The organism is Streptomyces sp. NPDC088812 (genome assembly GCF_044750285.1).
Lineage (GTDB): Bacteria > Actinomycetota > Actinomycetes > Streptomycetales > Streptomycetaceae > Streptomyces.
Map to the genome: position 1 here is coordinate 1 of NZ_JBIVJP010000005.1, position 26,274 is coordinate 26,274.

Annotated in this window: 19 protein-coding genes, 2 rRNA genes and 1 pseudogene; 17 read left to right on the forward strand and 5 right to left on the reverse strand. The window is 73.0% G+C overall.

What is annotated here, in order from left to right; translation table 11 throughout:
• The 4 genes and pseudogenes from ACIP67_RS10280 to ACIP67_RS10295 all read left to right on the forward strand — a co-directional run.
• Nucleotides 1–73 (forward strand): 23S ribosomal RNA (locus ACIP67_RS10280); the annotation flags it as partial.
• A 101-nt stretch (nt 74–174) separates the two neighbouring features.
• Nucleotides 175–291, forward strand: a 5S ribosomal RNA gene (gene rrf / locus ACIP67_RS10285).
• A gap of 124 nt (nt 292–415) precedes the next feature.
• Nucleotides 416–1,372 (forward strand): annotated as a pseudogene (locus tag ACIP67_RS10290) (hypothetical protein); the annotation flags it as partial.
• Between the two features lie 174 nt (nt 1,373–1,546).
• Nucleotides 1,547–2,332, forward strand: a complete 786-nt coding sequence (locus tag ACIP67_RS10295; protein ID WP_401690971.1) for a hypothetical protein — start codon at nt 1,547–1,549, stop codon at nt 2,330–2,332.
• Nucleotides 2,333–2,405: 73 nt separating this feature from the next.
• On the opposite strand, the gene ACIP67_RS10300 is transcribed toward ACIP67_RS10295, so the two are convergent.
• Nucleotides 2,406–3,689, reverse strand: coding sequence for a DUF1015 family protein (locus ACIP67_RS10300; protein ID WP_401690330.1), 1,284 nt, complete (start codon nt 3,687–3,689; stop codon nt 2,406–2,408).
• A gap of 71 nt (nt 3,690–3,760) precedes the next feature.
• Here ACIP67_RS10300 and ACIP67_RS10305 point away from each other — a divergent pair, with 71 nt between their 5' ends.
• From ACIP67_RS10305 to ACIP67_RS10320, 4 genes are all read left to right on the forward strand, one after another.
• Nucleotides 3,761–4,789 carry an HAD hydrolase-like protein gene (locus tag ACIP67_RS10305; protein ID WP_401690333.1) on the forward strand — a complete coding sequence of 343 codons (1,029 nt, stop codon included), beginning with the start codon at nt 3,761–3,763 and terminating at the stop codon, nt 4,787–4,789.
• A 96-nt stretch (nt 4,790–4,885) separates the two neighbouring features.
• Complete coding sequence (locus ACIP67_RS10310) at nt 4,886–5,929, forward strand: FecCD family ABC transporter permease (RefSeq protein WP_401690336.1); 1,044 nt, start codon at nt 4,886–4,888, stop codon at nt 5,927–5,929.
• Nucleotides 5,930–6,042: 113 nt separating this feature from the next.
• Nucleotides 6,043–7,062, forward strand: a complete 1,020-nt coding sequence (locus ACIP67_RS10315) for a FecCD family ABC transporter permease (RefSeq protein ID WP_401690972.1) — start codon at nt 6,043–6,045, stop codon at nt 7,060–7,062.
• Nucleotides 7,063–7,094: 32 nt separating this feature from the next.
• A complete protein-coding gene (locus tag ACIP67_RS10320) occupies nt 7,095–7,970 on the forward strand; it encodes an ABC transporter ATP-binding protein (RefSeq protein WP_401690339.1) in 876 nt (291 codons plus the stop codon).
• A gap of 88 nt (nt 7,971–8,058) precedes the next feature.
• Here ACIP67_RS10320 and ACIP67_RS10325 read toward each other — a convergent pair whose 3' ends face one another.
• Nucleotides 8,059–8,406: a sterol-binding protein gene (locus tag ACIP67_RS10325; protein WP_401690342.1), complete on the reverse strand. Its 348-nt coding sequence runs from the start codon at nt 8,404–8,406 to the stop codon at nt 8,059–8,061.
• A 162-nt stretch (nt 8,407–8,568) separates the two neighbouring features.
• Between ACIP67_RS10325 and ACIP67_RS10330 the strand changes: the two genes are divergently transcribed.
• The 5 genes from ACIP67_RS10330 (at nt 8,569) to ACIP67_RS10350 (ending at nt 14,275) form a co-directional block, all read left to right on the forward strand.
• Nucleotides 8,569–8,931 (forward strand): hypothetical protein, encoded by a 363-nt coding sequence (locus ACIP67_RS10330; RefSeq protein ID WP_401690974.1) that lies wholly within the window; start codon nt 8,569–8,571, stop codon nt 8,929–8,931.
• A 22-nt stretch (nt 8,932–8,953) separates the two neighbouring features.
• On the forward strand, nt 8,954–9,769 hold the full coding sequence (locus tag ACIP67_RS10335) for a TlyA family RNA methyltransferase (protein ID WP_401690345.1): 816 nt from the start codon (nt 8,954–8,956) through the stop codon (nt 9,767–9,769).
• The gene (locus ACIP67_RS10340; protein WP_401690348.1) at nt 9,766–10,671 is read left to right on the forward strand and encodes an NAD kinase; all 906 of its coding nucleotides are present in this window, start codon (nt 9,766–9,768) and stop codon (nt 10,669–10,671) included. Before ACIP67_RS10335 ends, ACIP67_RS10340 begins: the two co-directional genes overlap by 4 nt.
• A gap of 183 nt (nt 10,672–10,854) precedes the next feature.
• Nucleotides 10,855–12,573 (forward strand): DNA repair protein RecN, encoded by a 1,719-nt coding sequence (gene recN / locus ACIP67_RS10345; RefSeq protein WP_401690976.1) that lies wholly within the window; start codon nt 10,855–10,857, stop codon nt 12,571–12,573.
• A 580-nt stretch (nt 12,574–13,153) separates the two neighbouring features.
• On the forward strand, nt 13,154–14,275 hold the full coding sequence (locus ACIP67_RS10350; protein ID WP_401690351.1) for a glycosyltransferase family 4 protein: 1,122 nt from the start codon (nt 13,154–13,156) through the stop codon (nt 14,273–14,275).
• Between the two features lie 118 nt (nt 14,276–14,393).
• Here the strand turns inward: ACIP67_RS10350 and ACIP67_RS10355 are convergent, their stop codons facing one another.
• The 3 genes from ACIP67_RS10355 to ACIP67_RS10365 all read right to left on the reverse strand — a co-directional run bounded on the left by ACIP67_RS10355 (nt 14,394) and on the right by ACIP67_RS10365 (nt 19,473).
• Nucleotides 14,394–16,037, reverse strand: coding sequence for a PucR family transcriptional regulator (locus tag ACIP67_RS10355; protein WP_401690354.1), 1,644 nt, complete (start codon nt 16,035–16,037; stop codon nt 14,394–14,396).
• A 161-nt stretch (nt 16,038–16,198) separates the two neighbouring features.
• A complete protein-coding gene (locus tag ACIP67_RS10360; RefSeq protein WP_401690357.1) occupies nt 16,199–17,581 on the reverse strand; it encodes an FAD-binding oxidoreductase in 1,383 nt (460 codons plus the stop codon).
• A gap of 89 nt (nt 17,582–17,670) precedes the next feature.
• Nucleotides 17,671–19,473: a glycoside hydrolase family 15 protein gene (locus ACIP67_RS10365; RefSeq protein ID WP_401690978.1), complete on the reverse strand. Its 1,803-nt coding sequence runs from the start codon at nt 19,471–19,473 to the stop codon at nt 17,671–17,673.
• A 530-nt stretch (nt 19,474–20,003) separates the two neighbouring features.
• Between ACIP67_RS10365 and ACIP67_RS10370 the strand changes: the two genes are divergently transcribed.
• The 4 genes from ACIP67_RS10370 (at nt 20,004) to ald (ending at nt 25,918) form a co-directional block, all read left to right on the forward strand.
• Entirely contained in the window at nt 20,004–21,668 is a 1,665-nt protein-coding gene (locus tag ACIP67_RS10370; protein WP_401690360.1) for a CTP synthase, read from the forward strand.
• 120 nt (nt 21,669–21,788) lie between these two features.
• Nucleotides 21,789–22,415: an NUDIX domain-containing protein gene (locus ACIP67_RS10375; protein WP_401690363.1), complete on the forward strand. Its 627-nt coding sequence runs from the start codon at nt 21,789–21,791 to the stop codon at nt 22,413–22,415.
• Nucleotides 22,416–22,588: 173 nt separating this feature from the next.
• Nucleotides 22,589–24,658: a tetratricopeptide repeat protein gene (locus ACIP67_RS10380; RefSeq protein ID WP_401690366.1), complete on the forward strand. Its 2,070-nt coding sequence runs from the start codon at nt 22,589–22,591 to the stop codon at nt 24,656–24,658.
• Nucleotides 24,659–24,793: 135 nt separating this feature from the next.
• Nucleotides 24,794–25,918 carry an alanine dehydrogenase gene (gene ald, locus ACIP67_RS10385; protein ID WP_401690369.1) on the forward strand — a complete coding sequence of 375 codons (1,125 nt, stop codon included), beginning with the start codon at nt 24,794–24,796 and terminating at the stop codon, nt 25,916–25,918.
• Nucleotides 25,919–26,274: the final 356 nt, after the last annotated feature.

A 26,274-nucleotide genomic window follows, 5' to 3' on the forward strand; every position in this document is an offset into this window, starting at 1 on the left:
GTTGATAGGCCGGATCTGGAAGCACGGTAACGTGTGGAGGTGACCGGTACTAATAGGCCGAGGGCTTGTCCTCAGTTGCTCGCGTCCACTGTGTTAGTTCTGAGGCAACGACCGTTGCCGGCTTTGAGTGAAAACAAGTGAAAAGTGTGCTTGTTCGCTCGAAACCATTAGGGTTTCGGTGGTTATAGCGTGAGGGAAACGCCCGGTTACATTTCGAACCCGGAAGCTAAGCCTTACAGCGCCGATGGTACTGCAGGGGGGACCCTGTGGGAGAGTAGGACGCCGCCGAACAATCTTTGGAAGGACCCCTGGTCCCAGCGTTCAGCTGGGACCAGGGGTCCTTTTTGTTTTTCCGGAGCGCGCCGGGTACCCGGTTGCGCGAGAATGACTTGCGGTACCGAAGACAGGAGTCACCATGTCCACCAACTCTCCCGACGACCGACCGGAGCGCGACCAGCGGCGACGGGACAGTGGGGATCGCGGTGAGCGCGGCGACGGCAGCCGTTTCCGCGGGGACCGTGGCGAGCGAGGTGACCGCGGCGGTTTCCGCCGCGACAACGACCGCGGTGGGTACGGCGGTCACGGTCGACGTGACGACCGGGACCGCGGCGACCGCGGAGGATTCCGCCGTGACGACCGCCGTGACGACCGGGACCGCGGCGACCGCGGAGGATTCCGCCGTGACGACCGCCGTGACGACCGCCGTGATGATCAGCGCGACGACAGGCGGGGCGACCACCGTGGGGGATACGGCGATCGCGATCGCGGGAGCTACGGTCGGCGTGACGACCGCCGTGAAGGCGACCGGGGGGCGCGTCCCGGATTCCAGCGGGACGACCGCGACCGTGGGGCACGCCGGGACGATCGCGGGGATCGTGGTGACCGGCCCGCCTTCCGGCGCGACGATCAGCGAAGCGGCTACGGCCGGCGTGATGACCGCCGTGACGACTCACGCGGCGGTCACGGCCGCCGTGACGACCGGGGCGGTTTCCGCCATGACGACCGCAGGGACGACCGGCGCGACGACCGCAGGGACGATCGGCGTGATGACCGTCGTGACGACTCACGCAGCGGCTACGGCCGCCGTGACGACCGTGGTTTCCGTCGGGACGACCGGCGCGACGACCGTGGGGACCGTGGTGGGTTCCGGCGCGATGACCGCCGCGACGACCGCCGCGATGACCGTCGGGGCGATGACCGTGGGGACCGGGGCGGATTCCGGCGCGACGACCGTCGGGACGACCGGCGCGACGACCGTGGGGACCGTGGTGGGTTCCGTCGTGACGACCGCCGTGACGACCGTCGGGGCGATGACCGTGGAGATCGGGGCGGATTCCGGCGCGACGACCGTCGGGAGGACAGCCGAGGTGGCGAGCGCGGCGGATTCCGTGGGCGGGACGACCGCGGTGGGCGCGGCCCGCGTCGGGACGACCGGGGCGGCAGGCCCGGTGGCTTCCGGGGCCGTGACGGACGGGACGACCGCCGGGGCGGCGGACGGTTCCGCGACGAGCGGGACCGTGACCGGGACCGCGAGCCGATCAAGCGGCTGCCGATCCCGGAGGACGTCACCGGCGACGAGATCGACAAGGACGTACGGCAGGAGCTCCAGAGCCTGCCGAAGACGCTCGCCGAGGACGTCGCCAAGAACCTGGTGATGGTGGCGCGGCTGATCGACGAGGACCCGGAGGGGGCCTACGGATACTCCAAGGTAGCGCTGCGACTGGCGTCGAGGGTCGCCGCCGTGCGGGAGGCCGCCGGATTCGCCGCGTACGCCAGCCAGAAGTACAGCGAGGCACTTGCCGAGTTCCGGGCCGCCCGGCGGATGACCGGGTCGGTGGAGCTGTGGCCCGTCATGGCCGACTGCGAGCGTGGGCTCGGCCGTCCCGAGAAGGCACTGGACATGGCCGGGGCACCCGAGGTGCACAAGCTCGACAAGGCCGGGCAGGTCGAGATGCGGCTCGTCGCGGCCGGCGCCCGCAGGGACATGGGGCAGCTGGACGCGGCCATCGTGACGCTGCAGAGCCCCGAGCTGGCCTCCCACTCCGTGCAGCCGTGGACCGCCCGACTGCGCTACGCGTACGCGGACGCCCTCCAGGCCGCCGGACGGCAGAGCGAGGCGCGGGAATGGTTCGCTAAGGCCGTCGAGGCCGACCGCGACGGCAGCACGGATGCCTCGGACCGGCTGGCGGAACTGGACGGCGTGGAGTTCGTCGACGCGCTGAACGAGGACGAGGACGCGGCCGACGGCGAGCCGGCCGAGGACACGACCGATGGCAAGATGGATGGCAAGAGCGACGGCCAGAGCGACGGCCAGAGCAATGGTCAGGACTGACACACGTCAGTGAAAGACGAAGGGGCGGGATCCCGGTGGAAGCCGGGATCCCGCCCCTTCGCCGTACGGAAGGTCACAGGTCCAGGGCGCGCAGCACCAGGCCCGAAGCCGGCTTCGGACCGAAGGACGTCGACTTGCGGGGCATCGTGACGCCCTGGCGGGCCAGATCGCGGACCACGTCCTCGCGGACCGGGTGCAGCAGCACCGCCGTCGCGCCGTCGCGTTGCGCCTTCTCCACCGTCGCGGCCGTGTCGTGGATGTAGGCGATGCGGGACGGGTCGTCGTCCGGGACGTGCCACACATGGGCCAGGAGTGTCATGTGCAGGACTGTGGCGTCCAGGGAGCGCCAGGCCGCCGGGCGGTCGGCGGGAACCGTGCGGGCCAGCAGGGCCGGATCAGGGCGGTCGAGGAGGTGGAAGGCGCCGTCGCCGCCCAGGAGGAAGGCGTTGCCGGCGCAGGCGGCGTCGGCCAGGGCGTCGAGTGCCTCCGGCAGCGGTCCCGGCAGGCGGCGGACGCGGAACAGGCCCTCGACGCGGGACAGGGCGTCCGCCACCGGCAGGCCGTGCAGCAGGCGGTGGATGGCACGGACCCGCAGGGGATAGCGGGCCGTGTCGACCAGGAGGACCAGGCCGTGGTCCCAGGGACTGGGGGAGCCATGCTCCGCGCGAAGGCGCCGGTACGTCGCCCAGCGGTGGTGGCCGTCGGCGATCAGGGCCTGGTGAGGGGAGAGGCCGGCCTGGACACGGGCCACCTCGGTGGGGTCGGTGATCGACCAGAGGCGGTGGTGGTAGCCGTCCTCCGTGGCGGTGGAGAGCAGCGGGGGCCGTTCGGTGGAGCGGTCCACGACCTCCGCCGCGGCGCCGTCGCCCCGGTAGGTGAGGAGCAGGGGTTCGAGGTTGGCGTGGGTGGCGCGCATCAGGGCCGCGCGGTCGGCGACGACGTGCGGCATGACGTCCTCGTGGGGGAGGACCACGCCCGCCGAGGGCTCCGAGACGCGCAGCGCGCCGATGACGCCACGCTGGAGGACGCCGTCGGAGTGCCGCTGTTCGTAGACGTACAGGGCCGGTTCGGGGTCGGCCGCCAGGACGCCCTCGGAGAGCCAGCGGCGCAGGGTGGCCGCGGCCTGCTCGTTGCGGGCGGCTGCCGTGCCGGCCTGGGGAAGGATCAGCCGGACGATGTTGTAGGGGTCCGCGTCCTGGAGGTGGTGCAGACCGTCGGGGCGGACGACGACGTCGTACGGCGGGGAGGTGACGGCGGCGAGACTGCCGACCCGGTCGGGGTCGTAGCGCAGGCCTCGGAACGGGGTGAGTTCCAGGCCTCGGGGCGCCGTTGCTTCCGAGTGACCCGCTGAGTTCATCCCGGCATCGTACGTGTGTCAGTGGCATGCGGGATGATCGAGGAAAGCGAGCGAACGAGGAGCGATGCGCAATGAGCCCGAGCGTGAGGACGGGTCCCGACGGCAGTGGACAGGCCCTGAGCGAGGCGTACGACACGGCGCTGCTCGACCTGGACGGGGTGGTGTACGCGGGCGGGAGCGCGATCGTGCACGCCGTCGAGTCCCTGGCCGCCGCGCGGGAGGGCGGGATGCATCTCGCGTACGTCACCAACAACGCGCTGCGGACGCCCGACACCGTGGCCACGCATCTGACGGAGCTGGGGATACCGACCGGAGCGCAGGACGTCATCACCTCGGCGCAGGCGGTGGCCCGGCTCATCAGTGAGCAGGTGCCGGCCGGGGCACGGGTGCTCGTCATCGGTGGGGACGGGCTGCGGGTCGCGCTCCGGGAGCGGGGTCTGGTGCCGGTGGAGTCGGCGGACGACGACCCGGCGGCCGTCGTCCAGGGGTACGGCGGGCCGGACCTGCCGTGGGGGCGGTTCGCGGAGGCGTCGTACGCCGTCGCGCGCGGGGTGCCGTGGTTCGCGTCCAACACCGACCTGACCATTCCCAGCGGGCGGGGGATCGCCCCGGGCAACGGGGCCGCGGTGGAGGTCGTGCGGATCGCGACCGGGGCCGAGCCGCAGGTCGCGGGCAAGCCGCTGCCCCCGATGCACCGGGAGACGATCCTGCGCACCGGCGCCGAGCGGCCGCTGGTGGTGGGGGACCGGCTGGACACCGACATCGAGGGGGCGTTCAACGGGGAGGTCGACTCGCTGCTGGTCCTCACCGGGGTGACCGACGGTGCCCGACTCCTCGCCGCGCCGCCGCAGCACCGGCCGACCTACGTCGACGCGGACCTGCGGGGTCTGCTCACCGGACAGCCCGAGGTGACGGCCGACGGGGACGGCTTCCGGTGCGGTGGATGGACCGCGAAGGCCGGGGCCGAGCGGCTGCGCCTCGAGGGCGACGGCGACGCGCCGGACGGGCTGAGGGCGCTGTGCGCGGCCGCCTGGACGGCGGCGGGCGACGGTGTGTGCGAGCTGGACGGGGAGAAGGCGCTGGCGCGGCTCGGGCTGTGAACCGGCCGCCCGCGGTGGCGTGGACGCGAAAAAGTCGCCGCAACGGGGTCGGTCAGGACATCGAGCCAGGTGAGGAGGGTAGGCTAACCTAACTGCGTGTTGGTCGACAGTGTTCCAGAACAGCGCGCGGAGACCGCCCCCGCGCCTCCAACCCGCCGGGCGGGCCGTTCCCTTGGGCTGCTCGTCTCCCTCGCGGTCCTGGTGGTGGTGGCAGTGGCGAGCGTCGCCATCGGGGCCAAGGAACTCTCCCTGGAACAGGTCTGGCACGGCCTGTTCCAGGACACGGGGACCTACGGCGACGTCGTCGTGGGCGAGCGGCTGTCGCGGACGGTGCTCGGGCTGCTGGTCGGTGCCGCGCTGGGGCTCTCCGGAGCCGTGCTCCAGGCCCTCACGCGCAACCCGCTGGCCGATCCCGGACTGCTCGGCATCAACGCGGGCGCCTCGGCCGCGGTCGTCACCGCCATCACCTACCTCGGCGTCACCAGCCTGACCGGCTATGTGTGGTTCGCCTTCTTCGGAGCGGCCGCGGTCGGTGCGCTGGTGTGGTTCCTCGGCGGCAGCCGCGGCGCCACGCCGGTGCGGCTCGCGCTGGCCGGCACCGCGATCAGTGCCGCGCTCTTCGGCTACGTCCAGGCCGTCATGATCATGGACAAGGCGGCGCTCGCCAGGATGCGCTTCTGGACGGTCGGTTCGCTGGCCTCCGCGACCGACGAGACGATCCGGCAGGTGCTGCCCTTCCTGGTGGTCGGCACGCTGCTGGCGTTCCTGCTCGCGCGGCCGCTCAACGCCATGGCCATGGGCGACGACACCGCCAAGGCGCTCGGCGCCCACCTCGGCCGCACCCGGGCGCTGTCCATGCTCGCCGCCACCGTGCTGTGCGGTGCCGCGACCGCCGCCTGCGGGCCGATCGTGTTCGTCGGGCTGATGGTCCCGCACGTCGTCCGCTCCTTCACCGGCCCCGACCTGCGCTGGATCATGCCGTACGCGGCCCTGCTGTCGCCGGTGCTGCTGCTCGGCTCCGATGTGATCGGCCGGGTCGTCGCCCGGCCGTCGGAGGTCCAGGTCGGCATCATCACCGCCGTCATCGGCGGCCCGGTCTTCATCTTTCTCGTACGACGGCGGAGGACGGCCCAGCTGTGAAGACCGCATCCAAGACCGCGGCGGAGACCTCGGGGCGGACCCCTGCGGAGGGGACCGGGCGGCCCGGGGAGACCGGCCGCACGGGCGCCCGTACACCGGGGACGCCCCGCGCCCTGCGCACGCCCGGGGGGCTCTCCCTGCGGGTGGACGCGCGTGCCCTCGTCGTCGTCGTGCTGCTGGTGGCCGCCGCGCTCACCGCGAGTGTGGTGCTGATCGGCACCGGCGACTTCCCGATCCCGGCCGGCGACGTGCTGAAGACGCTGGCGGGCAACGGCACCGCGGGCCAGGAGTTCATCGTCAACGAGCTGCGGCTGCCGCGCGTCCTCGTCGGGCTGCTCGCCGGTGCCGCGCTCGGACTCGGCGGCGCCGTGTTCCAGGCGGTGTCCCGCAATCCGCTGGGCAGTCCGGACGTGCTCGGGCTCGGGCAGGGGGCGACGGCCGGCGCGCTCGTGGTGATCGTGCTGATGTCCGGGTCCGCCAACCAGGTCGCCGTCGGGGCGCTCGTCGGTGGTCTGGTCACCGGTGCCGCCATCTACCTGCTCGCCTGGAAGCGGGGCGTGCACGGCTACCGGCTGGTGCTGGTCGGCATCGGCGTGTCGGCCATCGCGACCGCGGTCAACGGATACCTCATCACCAAGGCCGACCTGGTCGACGCGGCCCGCGCGGTCGTGTGGATGACCGGCTCGCTCGACGGGCGGGACTGGAAGCAGGTCTGGCCGCTGCTCGTGCTGGCCTGTGTGCTCGTCCCGCTCGTCCTCGCCAACGCGCGCGGGCTGCGGATGATGGAGATGGGCGACGACGTCTCCAACGCCCTGGGTGTGCGGGTGGAGCGCGTACGGCTGCTGCTGATGGTCGCCGCCGTGCTGCTCACCGCGGCCGCCACCGCCGCCGCCGGGCCCGTAGCGTTCGTGGCGCTCACCGCGCCGCAGCTCGCCCGGCGCCTGACCCGCTCGCCCGGCCCGAACCTGCTGCCCGCGCTGTGCATGGGCGCCGCCCTCCTGGTCACCGCCGACTGGGCCGCGCAGCGGCTCTTCGGCGACGGACAGCTGCCCGTGGGCGTGGTCACCGGTGTGCTCGGCGGCGTCTACCTGCTGTGGCTGCTGGTCACCGAGCGCCGGTCGGGCCGCATATGACGCCCGGCCGGGACAGGGAGTCCGGCCGGGACATGAGCGCCACCACCCGTGTCAGCCACGGGCTGAACAACCAAAGGAGCACCGTGAACCGCCTGTCCGCCGAGAACGTCACCCTCGCCTACGACCAGCGGGTCATCGCCGAACAGCTGTCGGTGGAGATCCCCGACAACTCCTTCACCGTGATCGTCGGCCCCAACGCCTGCGGCAAGTCGACGCTGCTGCGGGCGCTGTCGCGGATGCTGAAGCCGAGCCAGGGCCAGGTGCTGCTCGACGGGCAGGTCATCCAGTCGATGCCCGCCAAGAAGGTCGCGCGGACGCTGGGCCTGCTGCCGCAGTCCTCGATCGCGCCCGACGGCATCACCGTCGCCGATCTGGTGGGCCGCGGCCGCTACCCGCACCAGGGCATCCTGCGCCAGTGGTCGACGGAGGACGAGCGGGTCGTCCAGGAGTCCATGGCGCAGACCGGCGTCGCCGAGCTCGCCGACCGGTACGTCGACGAGCTGTCGGGCGGTCAGCGGCAGCGGGTGTGGATCGCGATGGCGCTCGCCCAGCAGACCCCGCTGCTGCTGCTCGACGAGCCGACCACCTACCTCGACATCCAGCACCAGATCGACGTCCTCGACCTCTGCGCCGAGCTGCACGAGGAACAGGGCCGCACCCTGGTCGCCGTCCTGCACGACCTCAACCACGCGGCCCGGTACGCGACCCACCTCATCGCGCTGAGGGGCGGTGAGGTCATCGCGCAGGGCGCGCCGAACGACGTCGTCACGGCCGGGCTGGTCGAGGAGGTCTTCGGGCTGCGCTGCCAGGTCATCGACGACCCGGAGACGGGGACGCCGCTGGTGGTGCCGGCGGCGCGCAAGGCGCGGACCGACGTGCGGAAGGTCGTGGCCGCGGAGGCCTCCTGAGGCCACCGAAGCCCTTTCGGGGCTTCACCGGAGCTTCCGGAGCCCTTCCGGGGCTTCACAGGAGCTTCCGGAACCCTTCCAGGGGGCCTCACAGGAGCTTCCGGAGCCGGAACAGGTCGCGCAGGCCCGCCTCCAGCCTCACCCGGCCCGAACCCCAGGCCCTCGCGAAGGCCAGGTCGCCGTCCACCATCGCCACCAGGTCGTCCCCGGTCATGGTGAGACGTATCTGGGCCTTCTGCGGCGGCGGGCCCTGGACGGTGTCGTCGACCTCGATGCGGCCGCCGGTGAGGCGGCCGACGAAGGTGACGTCCAGATCGGTGAGGCGGCAGCTCACCGAGCGGTTCAGGGAGACGGCCTCGCGGGCGTCGCCCCGGGTGCCCCCCAGGTTCTCCGAGAACTTCTCCAGTGCGGCGCGGCACTCCTCGATCGTGGCCATCGCGCCCGACGGTACCCCAGCGGTTCGCGGTAGCGTCGGGGCATGAGCGACACAGCGCCGGACGACGGGTCCGCGCCGGGCGTCGGGTCCGCGCCGCACACCGGGTCCGCGCCCGGCACCGGGCCCGCACGGCACGCCGGGCTCCCGCAGGGCGAGGGGCCCGTGCCGGGCCCGGGCGTCGCGCGGGATGCCGAGACCCCCTCGGGCGCCGACGCCGTGCCCGGCGGATCCGGCGGATCCGGCGGATCCGGCGGATCCGGCGGATCCGGCGGACCTGGCGGACCTGGCGGGTCCGGGGGAGCTGACGGACCCGGCGACGACCCCGCCGCCCCCGCGCCCCTGCACGTCCCCCGCACGCCCACCGGCAACGACGAGGTCGACGCCCGCCTGGAGCGGCTGGCCGACGCCGACCACCTCGGCACGGACGCCCACCTGGAGGTGTACGAGGATGTACACCGGGGGCTGCGCGACGCGCTCACCGCGCTCGACGCCCGCCCGGGACCTCCGGCGCCCCCCTCGACGTAGACCGGTAGGAGCTGAACCGAACGTGGCAGGAGTCGCACGTCGTCGTCTGGACGCGGAGCTGGTGCGCCGGAAGCTCGCGCGCTCGCGCGAGCACGCCGCCCAGCTGATCGCCGCGGGGCGGGTCACCGTCGGGAAGACCGTCGCGACCAAATCGGCCACACAGGTGGAGACCGCGGCGGCCATCGTCGTCGCCACCGACGACAGCGATCCCGAGTACGTGTCGCGCGGCGGGCACAAGCTGGCGGGCGCGCTGACGGCGTTCGTGCCGCAGGGGCTGGTCGTCGAGGGACGGCGGGCGCTGGACGCCGGCGCGTCCACCGGGGGCTTCACCGACGTCCTGCTGCGGGCGGGCGCCGCGCACGTCGTCGCCGTCGACGTCGGGTACGGACAGCTCGCCTGGTCCCTGCAGAGCGATGAACGCGTCACCGTCAAGGACCGTACGAACGTACGCGAGTTGACGCTCGAAGCGATCGATGGGGAGCCAGTGGATCTTGTCGTGGGGGACTTGTCCTTCATTCCGCTCGGGCTGGTGCTGCCGGCCCTGGCGCGGTGCACCGGGCCGGACGCCGACCTGGTGATGATGGTCAAGCCGCAGTTCGAGGTGGGGAAGGAACGGCTCGGCAGCGGGGGTGTCGTCCGCAGCCCGCAACTGCGCGCCGAGGCCGTCCGTGGCGTGGCCGCGAAGGCGTGGGACCTCGGGCTCGGGGTGAGGGGTGTCACCGCCAGTCCGCTGCCCGGGCCCTCGGGCAACGTCGAGTATTTTCTGTGGCTCCGGGCCGGGGCGCCCGCCCTGGACCCGGCGGATGTTGACCGTGCAGTGGCGGAGGGGCCGCGTTGACGCAGAACCGAGCTCGTACTGTTTTCCTGCTGGCCCACACGGGCCGGCCCGCCGCGATCCGCAGCGCGGAGCTGGTCGTGAAGGGGCTGCTGCGCGAGGGCATCGGCGTGCGCGTCCTGGAGTACGAGGCGGCCGACCTGCCCCTGCCGGACGAGGTGGAACTGGTCGCCGAGGCCACCCCGCAGTGCCTGGTGGGCTGCGAACTGCTCATCGTCCTCGGCGGTGACGGCACGCTGCTGCGGGGCGCGGAGTTCGCGCGGGCGTCCGGCGTGCCGATGCTCGGCGTGAACCTGGGCAGCGTCGGCTTCCTGGCCGAGGCCGAGCGGGACGACCTGGACAAGGTCGTCGACCGGGTGGTGTCGCGGGCGTACGAGGTCGAGGAGCGCATGACCGTCGATGTCGTCGTGCACCGCAACGGGGACATCGTGCACACCGACTGGGCGCTGAACGAGGCGGCGGTGCAGAAGGCCGGCGCGGAGAAGCTGCTGGAGGTCGTGCTGGAGATCGACGGGCGGCCGGTCACCGGCTTCGGGTGCGACGGCATCGTGCTGTCGACGCCCACCGGGTCCACCGCCTACGCGTTCTCGGCCGGCGGGCCGGTGGTGTGGCCGGAGGTCGAGGCGTTGCTCATGGTGCCGATCAGCGCGCACGCGCTGTTCGCCAAGCCGTTGGTGACCTCGCCGGACTCGGTGCTCGCGGTGGAGCTGCTGCCGCACATTCCGCCGGGCGTGCTGTGGTGCGACGGGCGGCGGACCTTCGAGCTGCCTCCTGGGGCGCGGGTCGAGGTGCGGCGGGGGGCCGTGCCGGTGCGGCTCGCGCGACTGCACCACGCCTCGTTCACCGACCGGCTGGTGGCGAAGTTCGCGCTGCCCGTCTCGGGGTGGCGAGGGGCCCGGCACTAGCCGTTCGCAGGGGTGGTCGGGGACCGCCGGGGCCGCGGGCCGCGCATGGCCGGCCGCGTCCACGCGGCGGGGCCGCACATCGGCGCGGTGCCGCGTCCCCGGGACACCTCCACCCGCCCGGGTGACAGGGTGCCTCGCACTTCTCCTCCCGGACCTCGTAAGGTCGTGTCCGTGTTGGAGGAGATGCGGATACGGTCGCTCGGAGTCATCGACGACGCGGTCGTCGAGTTGTCGCCGGGCTTCACCGCCGTCACGGGTGAGACGGGCGCGGGCAAGACCATGGTGGTCACCAGCCTCGGGCTGCTGCTGGGCGGGCGCGCCGACGCCGCGCTCGTGCGGATCGGCGCCGAGAAGGCGGTCGTCGAGGGGCGGATCGCCGTGCCCGCGGACGCCTCGGTGGTCGTGCGGGCCGAGGAGGCCGGGGCCGAGCTCGACGACGGGGCGCTGCTGATCAGCCGTACCGTCTCCGCCGAGGGGCGCTCGCGGGCGCACGTCGGCGGGCGCAGTGTGCCGGTGGGCGTGCTGGCCGAGCTGGCCGACGAGCTGGTGGCCGTGCACGGGCAGACCGACCAACAGGGACTGCTGAAGCTGTCCCGGCAGCGGCAGGCGCTCGACCGGTACGCCGGGGACGCCGTCGCCGTGCCGCTGGCCAAGTACACCGAGGCCTACCGGCGGCTGCGGGCCGTGTCCGTCGAGCTCGACGAGATCACCACGCGCGCGCGTGAGCGGGCCCAGGAGGCCGACATGCTGCGCTACGGGCTCGACGAGATCGCCGGCGTGGAACCGCGCGCCGGGGAGGACGGGGAGCTGGCGGAGGAGGCGGAGCGGCTCGGGCACGCGGAGGCGCTGTCCTCGGCCGCCACGGCCGCCCACGCCGCTCTGGCGGGCAATCCGGAGGACCCCGAGGGCATCGACGCCGCGACGCTCGTGGCGGGCGCGCAGCGGGCCCTGGAGGCGGTGCGGGCACACGATCCGGCGCTGTCCGCGCTCGCGGACCGGATCGGGGAGATCGCGATCCTGCTGGGGGACGTGGCGGGAGAGCTCGCGGGGTACGCCGACGACCTCGACGCCGACCCGCTGCGGCTGGCCGCCGTGGAGGAGCGGCGGGCCGCGCTCACCGCGCTGACCCGGAAGTACGGGGAGGACGTCGCCGGCGTCCTCGCGTGGGCCGAGCGGGGTGCCGCGCGGCTGACCGAGCTGGACGGCGACGACGAGCGGATCGACGAGCTGACCGCCGAACGGGACGCGCTGCGGACCGGACTGGGCGGACTGGCGCAGGCGTTGACGGACGCGCGGGCCGAGGCCGCCGAGCGGTTCGCCGCCGCCGTGACCGCCGAGCTGGCGTCGCTGGCCATGCCGCACGCGCGCGTGTCGTTCGAGATCCGGCAGACGCCGGACCCCGAGGGCGTGGCGGTCGGCGGGCGGACGGTCGCCTACGGGCCGTCCGGTGCCGACGAGGTCGAGCTGCTGCTCGCCCCGCACCCGGGCGCGCCGCCTCGGCCCATCGCCAAGGGTGCCTCCGGCGGTGAGCTCTCGCGGGTGATGCTCGCCGTGGAGGTCGTGTTCGCCGGGACGGATCCCGTGCCGACGTATCTGTTCGACGAGGTCGACGCGGGCGTGGGCGGCAAGGCCGCGGTCGAGATCGGGCGGCGGCTGGCGCGGCTCGCCAAGACCGCGCAGGTCGTCGTGGTCACGCACCTCCCGCAGGTCGCCGCCTTCGCCGACCGGCAGCTGCTGGTGGAGAAGACGAACGACGGGTCCGTGACCCGGTCCGGCGTGAAGGTCCTCGAGGGCGAGGAGCGGGTCCGGGAACTGTCCCGGATGCTCGCCGGACAGGAGGACTCCGAGACGGCCCGGGCACACGCGGAGGAACTGCTGGCGGCGGCGCGGGCGGACGGGTAGCGCCGGGCCGACCGGGGCCGGGCCGTGGCCCGTGTCCCGCGAGGCGGAGGAGCGCACGAGGGGCGGTGACCTTGGGGTCATCGCCCCTCGTGCGTGGCCGGGTGGGTGCCGTGGTGCTCGCGCGGGTCCCCGGGGACGGCGGGGCGCGCGGCGCACGTGCTGGGCGCGCTCCCGGTGGGGCGGTCGAGGCCGGCGACGGGCGGGCGGGGGTGTCGTGGACCGGCGCGCGCCGTCGGCGTGGTGGGTGTGCGTGCGTGCGCCGTCGGTGTGGTGGGTGTGCGTGCGTGCGGCGGGGGAGTGGTGGGTGTGCGTGCGGGCGGCGGGGGAGTGGGGGCACACGGTCGCCGATCTGCCCGAAGGCCTGACCCACTCGAACGGAACCCCGACCTCCTTCACTCGTGTGAGTGATATGCGGGGCCGTGTTGCCGGAGCCTCGGGTGCTCGACGGCACGGAACACCCGTACGTGCTGGCATCCTTGACGTAGGAGAGGGAGGAGCCCGAGCGGTCCACCCCTCCGTCCGGCCCCCTTCCGCACGTTCCTTCGTGACCGTCCGACGCCGAACCAGGAGCCCCGGCCACGTGAGCATCCACTCACCGCACGGCCAGTCGCCGCTGCGCACCGTGCAGGTGCTGGGCGGTGGCAACGCCACCAGCAGCGCGCACGTGCGCTCCCTGGCCGCGGGGCTCGTCGCACGGGGCGTGCGGGTGACGGTGTGCGCCCCCACGGAGGCCGATCACACCTACGACTTCACGGGCACCGGAGCCGAACACGTGCCCGTCCCGCGCAGCAGCGACCCCGCGTCCGTGAAGGTGCTGCGGGCGGCCTGCACGGACGCCGATCTCGTCCACGCGCACGGACTGCACGCCTCCTTCCGGGCGGTGCTGGCGCTCGGCGGCCGGCGTACCCCGCTCGTCGTCACCTGGCACGACCGGGCGTACGCCGAGGGCGCCCGCGCCCATCTGCTGCGCCTGCTGGAGCGGAGGGTGGCCAAGGCGGCCTCCGTGGTGCTGGGAACGACGTCCGGTCTGGTGGACCGGGCGCGCCGGACGGGTGCGCGGGACGCGCGGCTCGCCCCCGTGGCACTGCCGGGAGTCCGCCCCGCCGAGGAGGACCCTGAGCGGCCGCGGGCCAAGGTGCGTGCCGAACTCGGCGCGATCGGGCGCCCGTTGCTGATGGCGGTCGGCTCGCTGGAGCGCCACCGCGGCTACGACGTCCTGCTGGACGCCTCGCGCGCGTGGCGCCTGCTGGATCCCGTGCCGTTGGTCGTGGTGGTGGGGGAGGGACCGCTGCGGGCGGATCTCCAGCGGCGCATCGAGGACGAGGAACTGCCCGTCCGGCTCATCGGGCTTCGGGACGACGTGGGCGAGCTGCTGGCCGCGGCCGATCTCGCCGTGCTGGCGGGCGAGGAGGAGGCGCGGTCCGTCGCGGCGCAGGAGGCGCTCCACGCGCGCGTGCCGCTCGTCGCCGCCCGGACCGGCGGCGTCCGCGAACTCGTCGGTGACGCCGCCGAACTCGTCCCGCCCGGCGACGCGGACGCGCTCGGCGACGCCGTCGCCCGGCTGCTCGACGACCCCGGACGGTGCGAGCGGCTCCGCGACCTCGGCACCCGGCAGGCGGCCATGTGGCCCACCGAGGACGAGACCGTCGCCCAGGTCCTCAGCGTCTACGACGAGCTGACGCAGCCCCAGCCGTTGATCTGAGCCGGCCTCGACCGGATCGCGGCGGGGTGCCACCGGGCGCGGTATCCCGCCTGGTGGCACGGCAGGGTACGGTGGGGCACGCTGCCGGTTTGCCGCGCTCGCCGTCCCGCCGGACGGTTCACGGCACCAGTCGGCGGGCCCGCAGGGCGAGGCTCAGTGCCAGGACCGTCTGCGGGTCGTCCAGGTCCGTGCCCAGGAGCTCGCCGATGCGGGCGAGGCGGTTGTACAGGGTCTGGCGGTTGAGGTGGAGTTCACGGGCGGTCTCCGCCTTGCGGCCGGCGTGGGCGAGGTACGTCTCCAGGGTGGGCAGCAGGGGCGGCCTGGAGCGCTGGTCGTGGTCACGGACCGGGCCGATCGCGCGGTCCACGAAGGCCGCCAGGTCGGGATGGTCGCGCAGGCGCCACAGGAGCAGGTCGATGTCGAGGCGGCGGGCGTCGTACCAGGGCCGGTCCGACAGTCCCTGCGCGGCGGTCGCCGTCTCCGCCGCGTGCCGCAGGCCCGCCGACGCGGCCGCCCAGCCCCCCGCGACGCCGACGACCACGACCGGCGGCCGGCCTCCCGGCCGCCGCATGCCGGCCCGCTCCGCGCCGGCCCGCAGCGCCGCCGCGACCCGGTCCGCCACCGCCGATCGCTCCGACTCCGCGCGCAGGCCGAGCAGCAGCGGCACCCGGCCCTCCACCGGGCGTACGCCGAGCAGGACCGGCACCCCGACCGACGCCAGCTCCTCCGCCACCGCACGCGCCAGCACCGCCCAGCCCCCGCCCGGGGAGAGCGCGTCGCCCAGCCGCATGACGACCGGCAGCAGCGGGCTGTCGCCCGGCTTGAAACCCAGCACACGTGCCTGCGCCGGGGCGTCCTGCGCCGCGATCCGCCCCTCGGCGAGGTCGGTCAGGAAGTCGCCCCTGCCCCGCGCCGCCAGTTCCTCCTCCTGACGCGCCTGCATCAGCACCACGGCCAGGACCCCGGCCGCCCGCTCGACCGCCATGCGGTGCACCGGAGCCAGCGCGGCGCGCACCGGCAGCAGCACGAGCCGGGCCCGCACCGAGCCCGCACCCGGCCCGCCGCCGGGCACGTCCACCAGCACCGAACCGGCGGGCGGCGGCGCGTCCTTGTGCGGTCCGCGCAACCCCTCCCACACCTGGAGCGGATCGGCTCCCGCGGGCCCGGCCCCGGCGGCGTACAGCAGCCGGCCCTCGGTCGTCTCCAGGAAGACCGGGTTGCCGCAGAACTCCGCCAGGATCTCCAGCACCTGCGGGACCCCGCCCCCGCCCAGCAGGGCCTGCGTACAGCGGCGGTGCACCTCCTCCGCCCGCTGGAGCAGCGCGTAGTGGCCGTTGACGATCTCGGTGTGGATCTCCTCGGTCACCGTCACGAACGGCACCTCGCGGTGGAGCTGGACCAGTGGCAGACCCGCCGTCCGCGCCGTCTCGACCACCGCTGAGGGCAGGCGGGTGAAGCGCGGGCCCAGCTCGATCACCAGGGCCGCGATGCCCCGCTCGGCCAGGGTCCGTACGAACGCCCGCTGGTCGGCCGGCCGGGTGCCCAGGCCGTAGCCCGTGGTCAGCAGCAGCTCGCCGCCCTTGAGCAGGGAGGCGATGTTGGGGACCTCGCCCGCGTGTACCCAGCGCACCGTGCGGCCCAGCCGTTCCGCGCCCGCGAGGATCTCCGGCAGCCCGCTGCGCAGGCCGGGCAGCTCCAGCGCGCGCCGCACGGTGATGCCGGCGCCCTGACTGTCGTATCGGTGGTCCGTGCGGCTGTCCATGCAGCGGACGCTACCTGCGCAGACGTCCCGGCGACAGCTCCGCCGGAGACGGGGACGATCACCGTCGGCGGCCTCCGGGGTGTGGGTGTGCCGGGGGACGCCGCGCGCCCCGAGCCGCCCCCTCGGTGCTCGGTCCCCCGGGTCCCGGACGGACGCGTCGCTCAGATCGGTCTGATGTTGTGGTTGAAGCGGAAGACGTTGTCGGGGTCGTACCGTCGCTTCAGGTCCCCGAGCCGCCGGGTGTTCCCGGCGCCCACACCGGCCACGACCCGGCCGGCGCCCTCGTCGCCGATGAAGTTGAGGTAGACCGCGCCCGTGCTCCACGGCCCCACCTCGGGCCGCACGCCCCGGACCCACCGCACGCACCGCTCGTCGTCCGCGGGGTCCTCCCACAGCCCGAAGGGGTGCACGGCCCACGGCGCGTCCCGGTACGGCACCGGGAACCCGTGCGGGCCGGCGGCGATCGCCCCGCCCTGCGGGAACAGGGCGTGCATCGAGCCGGTCGGCACGGGCAGCGCCTCCCCCCGGGCGCAGAAGACGTCCACGAGGTCGTCGGGCGCGCCCGACAGGTACTCCGCCGACCAGTGGTTCCGCATCCCGGGCGGTTCGTCGATCATGCACTGCACGTCGGCGTACGGCATCGGCCCGACGATCTCCGCCTCGTGGGGCAGCGCCAGCAGCGGCTCGGCCACCTCGCGCAGACCGGCCTCCGGCCCGGCGTACGTCAGCAGCACGGCGCACACCAGCGTGCCGACCAGGTGCGGCGGGACGAACTCCGCGGGCCGGCCGGTGAGGTAGAGGACGGCGCCGCCCGCCTCGTCGGGGCCGGACTCGATCACGTCGCGGTAGGCGCGGGTGACCTCGCGGCCCGACTCCGGGCGGTACAGCAGCAGCGCGATGGCGAACTCGGGCAGCTCGTGCAGCCGCAGGGTGAGCGCGGTGGCGACGCCGAAGTTGCCGCCGCCGCCGTGCAGGGCCCAGAACAGGTCGGGATGTTCGTCGGGGCTCGCGTGGAGCCGGTCGCCGTCGGCGGTGACGAGGTCGACGCCGAGCAGGTTGTCGACGGCGAGTCCGCAGCGGCGGTCGAGCCAGCCGGTGCCGCCGCCGAGGACGAAGCCGCCGACGCCGGTGGTGGAGGCCCGGCCGCCGGTCGTGGCCAGACCGTGGGGCTGGGTGGCGCGGTCCAGGTCGCTCATCGTGGCGCCGCCCGCGACCCGCACCGCCCGCGCCGCGGGGTCGACGGCGACCGCGCGCATGTGCCGCAGGTCGACCACCAGGTTGTTGTCGTTCACCGCCATGCCCGCCACGCTGTGTCCGCCGCCGCGCACCGCGACCTTCAGGTCGAGGTCACGGGCGAACCGCACGGCCCGTACGACGTCGGCCTCGTCCACGCACTGCGCGATCACCGCCGGACGGCGGTCGATCATCGCGTTGAACACCGTCCGGGCCTCGTCGTACCCCACGTCCCACGGGGCGAACACGTCGCCGGCCAGATCCTCGCGCAGCGCGGCGAGGGCCGCGCCCGCCTTCGACGGGGGAGCCATGGGCCGCGCCCCCTTCCGGTGCCGGGGCCGATGCCTCCCAGCGTAGGCGGGCGGGGCGTGCCGGGCGGGTTCAGCCGCCCGGCACCGGTTCAGCCGCCGTACGCGCCGGACGCCGTCAGGCGCAGCGCCGTGTCGATCAGCGGGACGTGGCTGAACGCCTGCGGGAAGTTGCCGACCTGGCGCTGCAGGCGCGGGTCCCACTCCTCGGCGAGCAGTCCGAGGTCGTTGCGCAGCGAGAGCAGCTTCTCGAAGAGCTTGCGGGCCTCGTCCACGCGGCCGATCATCGCGAGGTCGTCCGCCATCCAGAACGAGCACGCCAGGAAGGCGCCCTCGTCGCCGGGGAGGCCGTCCACGCCCTCGTGGTCGCCCTGGGTGGGATAGCGCAGGATGAAGCCGTCCGGCGTGGACAGCTCCCGCTGGATCGCCTCGATCGTGCCGATCACCCGCTTGTCGTCCGGGGGCAGGAAGCCCATCTGCGGGATGAGCAGCAAGGACGCGTCCAGCTCCTTGGAGCCGTAGGACTGGGTGAAGGTGTTGCGCTCCTTGTCGTAGCCCTTCTCGCACACGTCCCGGTGGATGTCGTCGCGCAGCTCGCGCCACCGCTCCAGCGGGCCGTCCGCGTCGCCGGACTCGATCAGCTTGATCGTGCGGTCGACCGCGACCCAGGCCATGACCTTGGAGTGCACGAAGTGCCGGCGCGGACCGCGGACCTCCCAGATGCCCTCGTCCGGCGTGTCCCAGTGCTTCTCCAGGTAGCGGATCAGCTTCAGCTGGAGGAGGGAGGCGTAGTCGTTGCGGGCCAGGCCCGTCATGTGGCCCAGGTGCAGGGCCTCGGTGACCTCGCCGTACACGTCCAGCTGGAGCTGGTGCGCGGCGCCGTTGCCGACCCGGACCGGTGCGGAGTTCTCGTAGCCGGGCAGCCAGTCCAGCTCCGCCTCGCCGAGCTCCCGCTCGCCGGCGATGCCGTACATGATCTGGAGGTTCTCCGGGTCGCCGGCGACCGCGCGCAGCAGCCACTCGCGCCAGGCGCGGGCTTCCTCGCGGTAGCCGGTGCGCAGCAGCGAGGACAGGGTGATGGCCGCGTCGCGCAGCCAGGTGTAGCGGTAGTCCCAGTTGCGCACGCCGCCGATGTCCTCCGGGAGGGAGGTGGTGGGGGCGGCGACGATCCCGCCGGTGGGGGCGTAGGTCAGCGCCTTCAGCGTGATCAGCGAGCGGATCACGGCCTCGCGGTAGGGGCCGTGGTACGTACAGTGCTCGACCCACTCGCGCCAGAACTCCTCCGTCGCCTCCAGCGACTGCTCCGGCTCGGGCAGGGGCGGCGGCTCCTTGTGCGACGGCTGCCAGGAGATCGTGAAGGCGATGCGCTCGCCGGGGGCGACGGTGAAGTCGGCGTAGGTCGTCAGCGACTTCCCGTAGGTCTCGCAGTCGGTGTCGAACCACACGGAGTCCGGTCCCGCGACCGCCACCGTGCGCCCCTCGTGCCGGTGCACCCAGGGGACGACGCGCCCGTAGGAGAACCGCATCCGCAGGGCCGAGCGCATGGGGACGCGGCCGGAGACGCCCTCGACGATGCGGATCAGCTGGGGGGCGCCGTCACGCGGGGGCATGAAATCGGTCACCCGGACCGTGCCGCGCGGGGTGTCCCACTCGGATTCGAGGATCAGTGAGTCGCCCCGGTAGGCGCGCCGGGCGGCGGTGGGTGGCTCCTGGTCGGAGCCGTAGGCGGGCCCGAGCCGCCAGAAGCCGTGCTCCTCGGTGCCCAGCAGCCCTGCGAAGATCGCGTGCGAGTCGAAGCGGGGCAGGCACAGCCAGTCCACGGTCCCGTCACGGCAGACCAGTGCGGCGGTCTGCATGTCTCCGATGAGTGCGTAGTCTTCGATGCGCCCGGCCACGTGCAACTCCAGTCGAACGGCCACGTCACCCCCATGAGGGGGCTGTCGCTAGTGCGGTCAAGGGGGTTGTTGTCCTGCGTCGTTGAGCGGTGAAGCAAAGCAGTCGCTCAGCCGTGTTGGCAAAACGCCAATTCTTGCTCAACGAACTGACGAGCTCTCGTTGTTCCGGTGGATACGGACGGGGGTGGTGCCGTGTCGGCCGGCCGGGCTCGGCAGCGAGTGTCCGAGCAGGATACGACGCACGTAGATGATCTGTGTGCCGCTCCGGGCAACGCGGGTGGGCCGAACGGGTGAGCACCGGGTGAGAAACCAGTGTGGACCCGCGAGTCCGTGTCGGGACGTGTGCGGAGCGTGGCCGGAAGCCATCTCCCCGAGGCGCTGATACCCTGGTAGCCCGTGGACCGGTGGGCTCGAAACCCCCGAACCGCAGCGACGGCGCCCCCGGAGAAATCCGGCCCGAACCGCTGGTGAGAGCCTCCGGACGCCGCACCGCACCCCCAGACCGCGACCACGGGAGCCCCCTCTTGGCCATGCCGCCCAAATCCACGACGACCAAGCACATCTTCGTCACCGGGGGTGTCGCCTCCTCTCTCGGCAAGGGTCTGACGGCCTCCAGCCTCGGGATGCTGCTCAAGGCGCGGGGCCTGCGCGTCGTGATGCAGAAGCTCGACCCGTACCTCAATGTCGACCCTGGCACGATGAACCCGTTCCAGCACGGTGAGGTGTTCGTCACCAACGACGGCGCCGAGACCGACCTGGACATCGGCCACTACGAGCGCTTCCTCGACCGCGACCTGGACGGCTCGGCCAACGTCACCACCGGCCAGGTGTACAACACGGTGATCGCCAAGGAGCGCCGCGGCGAGTACCTGGGTGACACCGTGCAGGTCATCCCGCACATCACCAACGAGATCAAGCACCGCATCCGCCGCATGGCGACGGACGAGGTGGACGTCGTGATCACCGAGGTCGGCGGCACGGTCGGCGACATCGAGTCGCTGCCGTTCCTGGAGACCGTCCGCCAGGTCCGCCACGAGGTCGGCCGGGACAACGTCTTCGTGGTCCACATCTCCCTCCTTCCCTACATCGGCCCCTCGGGGGAGCTGAAGACCAAGCCGACCCAGCACAGCGTGGCCGCCCTGCGCAACATCGGTATCCAGCCGGACGCCATCGTGCTGCGCTGCGACCGCGAGGTCCCCACCGCCATCAAGCGCAAGATCTCGCTGATGTGCGACGTCGACGAGGACGCGGTGGTCGCCTGCCCCGACGCCCGCTCGATCTACGACATCCCGAAGACCGTGCACGGCGAGGGCCTGGACGCCTATGTGGTCCGCAAGCTGGACCTGCCGTTCCGCGACGTGGACTGGACGACCTGGGACGACCTGCTGGACCGCGTCCACAACCCCGACCACGAGATCACCCTCGCCCTGGTCGGCAAGTACATCGACCTGCCCGACGCCTACCTCTCGGTCACCGAGGCCCTGCGCGCCGGCGGCTTCGCCCACAAGGCCCGCGTCAAGATCAAGTGGGTCACCTCCGACGACTGCAAGACCCCGGCCGGCGCCGCGGCCCAGCTCGCCGACGTCGACGGCATCTGCATCCCCGGCGGCTTCGGCGACCGCGGTGTGCTCGGCAAGGTCGGCGCGATCCGCTACGCCCGCGAGAACCGGATCCCGCTGCTCGGCCTCTGCCTCGGCCTGCAGTGCATCGTGATCGAGGCGGCCCGCAACCTCGCCGGTGTCTCGGACGCCAACTCCACCGAGTTCGACCCGGCCACCGCCCACCCGGTCATCTCCACCATGGCCGAACAGCTCGACATCGTCGCCGGCGAGGGCGACATGGGCGGAACGATGCGCCTGGGCATGTACCCGGCCAAGCTGGCCGAGGGCTCCATCGTCCGCGAGGTGTACGACGGCAAGGAGTACGTCGAGGAGCGGCACCGTCACCGGTACGAGGTGAACAACGCCTACCGCGCGGAGCTGGAGAAGAAGGCGGGCATCCTGTTCTCCGGCACCTCCCCGGACGGCAAGCTCGTCGAGTACGTCGAGTACCCGCGGGACGTCCACCCCTACCTGGTCGCCACGCAGGCGCACCCCGAGCTGCGCTCGCGGCCGACGCGTCCGCACCCGTTGTTCGCGGGCCTGGTGAAGGCGGCCGTGGAGCGGCAGGTCGCCGCGGAGGCGAATGCGGAGTAACACACCAGTTGTACGGTGGCCGGGGTGCATACCTGCAAAGGTGGGCACCCCGGTTCTCTTTCGGCCGGTCCCTTCGCCGCGTGCGGGCCGGTCACTCGCGTACGTGTGGAAGGACAGGGCATGACGATCAAGGACACCCCCGAGGCGTGGGAGATCCGGGCGACAAAGACCCCCTTCGTGGGCAACAAGACCTCCGTCCGCACGGACGAGGTGGTCATGCCGAACGGCTCGGTGGTCCGCCGCGACTACCAGGTCCACCCGGGCTCCGTGGCCGTCCTCGCCCTCGACGCCGACGACCGCGTCCTGCTCATCAAGCAGTACCGCCACCCCGTGCGGCAGAAGCTGTGGGAGATCCCGGCGGGCCTGCTCGACGTGCCGGGCGAGAACCCGTTGCACGCCGCCCAGCGCGAGCTGTACGAGGAGGCGCACGTCAAGGCCGAGGACTGGCGGGTTCTCACCGACGTGTACACGACCGCCGGAGGCTGTGACGAGGCGGTGCGCATCTTCCTCGCCCGCGATCTGTCCGAGGCCGACGGCGAGCGCTTCGCGGTGGAGGACGAGGAGGCCGACATGGAGCACGCGCGCGTGCCGCTCGACGAACTGGTCCGGGGCGTGCTCGCGGGCGACCTGCACAACAACTGCCTCGTCGTCGGCGTCCTCTCCCTGGTCGCCGCTCGCGGCGGCGACGGGCTCGACGCGCTGCGGCCGGCTCAGGCGCCGTGGCCGGCGCGTCCCTTCGAGGCGTGATCGGCAGGATGCCCGTGAGTCCCCACCGTCCAGTGTGACGATCGCCTGATCCGATCGGGCGACGCCACCGCCGTGCTCCTCCCGGAACGTCGCAGAGCGTGAACTAGGCTCTGGAATCGCCCGGTCCGGAGACCCGGCGGGCTTGCGCGCGCGGTGGGACGGGAGTGTGGCCCGTGACGGAACAGGCAGTGGACACAGACGGCGTGCAGCTGTCGGGACACGCTGCGACGGAGGGCCATTTCCTGGGCCGGGCCCGGGAGTTGAAGGAACTGCGGGCCGACATCGCGCGCGCGGGGCTGGACACGCTGTCCGGGAAGAAGGCGCCCCGCGCGCGCGTGCTGCTCATCGCGGGCCGGCCCGGCTCCGGACGCACGGCGCTCGCCGAGGAACTGGTCCGCCAGGTCGCGGACCGTTACCGCGACGGTGTGCTGCGCGCCCGTCTCGGGGAGCCGGACGGCACCCCCGTGCCCGTCGAGCGCGCCGCCCGCGACCTGCTCGCCGCCCTCGGCCTGCCCATCCCGCCGGGCGCCGGCGAGGAGGACCTCTCGGCCACGTTGCGCGAGGCGCTCGCCGAGCGGCGGATGCTGCTCCTGCTCGACGACGCGGCGGGCGCCGACCAGGTCGACGCGCTGCTCCCGGACTCCCCGGAATGCCTGGTCGTCGCCGTCTCCGCGGGCCCGCTCACCGGGATCTCGGACGTGCGTCCCTGCACGCTGGGCGGCCTGGACACCAAGTCCGCCCTCGAACTGATCACCCGCTACACCGGATCGGTCCGCATCACCGTCGACCCCCGCGCCGCGGAGGGGCTCGTGGAGGCCTGCCAGGGCCATCCCGCCGCGCTGATCCTCGCGGGCGGCTGGCTCGCCGCCCGCTCCCAGGCGACCGTCGCCGACCTCGCCAAACAGATGCACGCCGAGACCGGCGACGACGGCGCCGACACCAGTCCCCTCGGCCGCGTCTTCCGGCTCACCCACGACTCCCTGCCCGCGGCCTCCGCCCGGATCCTGCGCCTGCTCTCCCTCGCCCCGGCCGGCCTGGTGGACCCGCACACCGCCTCCGCGCTCGCCGGCTGCTCGATCGACACCGCCCGCACCACCCTGGACGGCTTCGTCGCCCTCGGCCTGCTGCGGGTGGTGGAAGCACCGCTGCCGCAGTACGAGGTCCCCGCCTGTCTGCACCCCCTGCTGCGGGCCGCCGCCGAGACCCACGAGCGCCCGGGCGAGCTCCAGCTGGCGCGCGCCCGCATGCTGGAGCGCACGGTACGGCTGCTGCAGTCCTGCCGGGCGATCACGGAGACCGACGACCCCGAGACCCGCGGCAGGCTCCAGGGCATGCCCCGGGCCCTGCGCTTTTCGAGCCCCCGCGCGGCCGCCGACTGGCTGCGTGTCCGACGGCCGGCCCTGCTCGCCTCCGCACGTCTCGCGGTCGCGGACGGGGAGCTGGACACCCTGGCCAGGCGGCTGATGTCCCAGCTGGTCAGGGCGATGGTCGCGCACTTCGGCACCCAGGGCGCCGCCCCCGACCTGTACGGCGTCCACCAGCTCGTCCTGGACGTGGCCGAGCGGCGCGACCTGCCCCGCGAGAAGGCCGCGGCCCTGCTGAACCTCGCCGACGTCGACGCCCGGACCGGGCGGACGGCGGACGCCCTGGTGCGGTACCGGGCGGCGCTGGACGCCGGACGCGAGGCGAACGACCCGTATGCGACCGGGCGCGCGATGGAATCCGTAGGCGGCGCGCACCAGGAACTCGGGGACTACGAGCGCGCCGCCGACTGGTTCGGCAGGGCCCTGGCCCAGCGGCTGGCCCGCGACGAGCGCGCGGACGCCGCCCGGCTGTACGGCCGGATCGCCACCGCGCAGACCTACGCGGGCCGCTACGGCGAGGCGCAGCGCGGCTGGCGGGCCGCGGCGGCCGGGCACCGCAAGAACGGCGATCTGGGCGCCTACGCGCGGGCGTTGAGCGAGCTGGCGCGGGTCCAGGAGTACGCGGGCCGCCCGGAGGAGTCGCTGCGCACCTGCCAGGAGGCGGTGGAGTGGGCGCGGCGCGCGCAGGACGTACGGCTGCAGGCCGCGGTGCAGCTGCGGCTGGCCGACACCCTGGAGCACCTCGGCGACCCGGCGGCGGCCCTGCTGCACCGGGGCGCGGCCGAGCGCATTCTGGGAGAGGAGGCCCCCGACAGTGATCCAGGGCTGGAACACCGTGCTAACGCCTACGAAATCCGCAGTACACCCGCTGAAGATTGATGCTTTGAAAGGCTAGACAGCGGGAACACCTTCATTAGACTGGCTCTGCCGCACGTTCTCCTGCGGTGTATCCCGGTGTGCCCGTTGCCTCCGGGTATCTGCTGCTATACCCCCACACCCTCTGAGCCAAGGACCGTGATCGACGTGAAGGTCGGCATCCCCCGCGAGGTCAAGAACAACGAGTTCCGGGTGGCCATCACCCCCGCCGGTGTGCACGAGCTGGTGCGCCACGGCCACCAGGTCGTCGTCGAGCGCAACGCCGGTGTCGGCTCGTCGATCACGGACGACGAGTACCTGGCCGCCGGCGCGCAGATCCTGGAGACGGCCGACGAGGTGTGGGCCGCCGCCGACCTGCTGCTGAAGGTCAAGGAGCCCATCGCCGAGGAGTACCACCGCCTCCGCAAGGACCAGACGCTCTTCACCTACCTGCACCTGGCCGCCTCCAGGGAGTGCACCGACGCCCTGCTGGAGTCCGGTACCACGGCGATCGCCTACGAGACCGTGGAGCTGGCGAACCGCGCGCTGCCGCTGCTCGCCCCGATGTCCGAGGTGGCCGGCCGGCTCGCCCCGCAGGTCGGCGCCTACCACCTGATGCGCGCCAACGGCGGGCGCGGTGTCCTGCCCGGCGGTGTCCCGGGCGTGCTGGCCGCCAGGGCCGTCGTCATCGGCGGTGGCGTCTCCGGCTGGAACGCCGCACAGATCGCCATCGGCATGGGCTTCCACGTGACCCTGCTCGACAGGGACATCAACAAGCTCAAGGAAGCGGACAAGATCTTCGGCACGAAGATCCAGACGGTCGTCTCCAACGCCTTCGAGCTGGAGAAGGCCTGCCTCGAGGCCGACCTCGTCATCGGCGCCGTCCTCATCCCGGGCGCCAAGGCCCCGAAGCTGGTCACCAACGAGCTCGTCTCGCGCATGAAGCCGGGAAGTGTCCTTGTCGACATCGCGATCGACCAGGGCGGCTGCTTCGAGGACTCCCGGCCCACCACCCACGCCGAGCCGACCTTCCAGGTCCACGACTCGATCTTCTACTGCGTCGCCAACATGCCCGGCGCGGTCCCCAACACCTCCACCTACGCGCTCACCAACGCGACCCTGCCCTACATCGTCGAACTCGCCAACCGGGGCTGGGCGGAGGCGCTGCGCCGCGACGCCGCGCTGGCCAAGGGCCTCAACACCCATGACGGCAAGGTCGTTTACCGCGAGGTCGCCGAGGCGCACGGCCTGGAGCACGTGGAGCTCGACTCGCTCCTCGGCTGATCACGCCGGCCGAACACCTCGCCGTACGGCCAAATCACCTTTTCGTAAAGGCGATACGTCAACTCGGCGCGTCAACCGCGCGCACCCGGCCGGACCTTGCCCGACAAGGTCCGGCCGGATGTGTGTATGGTCACTTTGCGATGCTCGGACAACTCGCCTCGAACGTAACCGTTCGACCGATTCGTACACCGGTGAAACCTGCTGTGCGACGGCCGTACGCCCTTGACAGCGACTTGTTTCATTGCCGACACATCGGGCCGGGTCCGGCGGATTGTGTTGCTGCGGACGCCCGACACGCCATAGAGTCGCCAGTCGTCGGCATGGTGCCACGCTGACCTTGTCTAGAAGTTTCCTGG

Excerpts from the sequence above, each read along its gene's own strand:
- ACIP67_RS10375 (WP_401690363.1), top strand. The coding sequence starts at position 21,789 with ATGACGATCAAGGACACCCCCGAGGCGTGGGAGATCCGGGCGACAAAG.
- ACIP67_RS10360 (WP_401690357.1), bottom strand. The coding sequence starts at position 17,581 with ATGGCTCCCCCGTCGAAGGCGGGCGCGGCCCTCGCCGCGCTGCGCGAG.
- ACIP67_RS10300 (WP_401690330.1), bottom strand. The coding sequence starts at position 3,689 with ATGAACTCAGCGGGTCACTCGGAAGCAACGGCGCCCCGAGGCCTGGAA.
- ACIP67_RS10355 (WP_401690354.1), bottom strand. The coding sequence starts at position 16,037 with ATGGACAGCCGCACGGACCACCGATACGACAGTCAGGGCGCCGGCATC.
- ACIP67_RS10325 (WP_401690342.1), bottom strand. The coding sequence starts at position 8,406 with ATGGCCACGATCGAGGAGTGCCGCGCCGCACTGGAGAAGTTCTCGGAG.
- ACIP67_RS10370 (WP_401690360.1), top strand. The coding sequence starts at position 20,004 with ATGCCGCCCAAATCCACGACGACCAAGCACATCTTCGTCACCGGGGGT.
- ACIP67_RS10305 (WP_401690333.1), top strand. The coding sequence starts at position 3,761 with ATGAGCCCGAGCGTGAGGACGGGTCCCGACGGCAGTGGACAGGCCCTG.
- ACIP67_RS10320 (WP_401690339.1), top strand. The coding sequence starts at position 7,095 with ATGAGCGCCACCACCCGTGTCAGCCACGGGCTGAACAACCAAAGGAGC.
- recN (WP_401690976.1), top strand. The coding sequence starts at position 10,855 with ATGCGGATACGGTCGCTCGGAGTCATCGACGACGCGGTCGTCGAGTTG.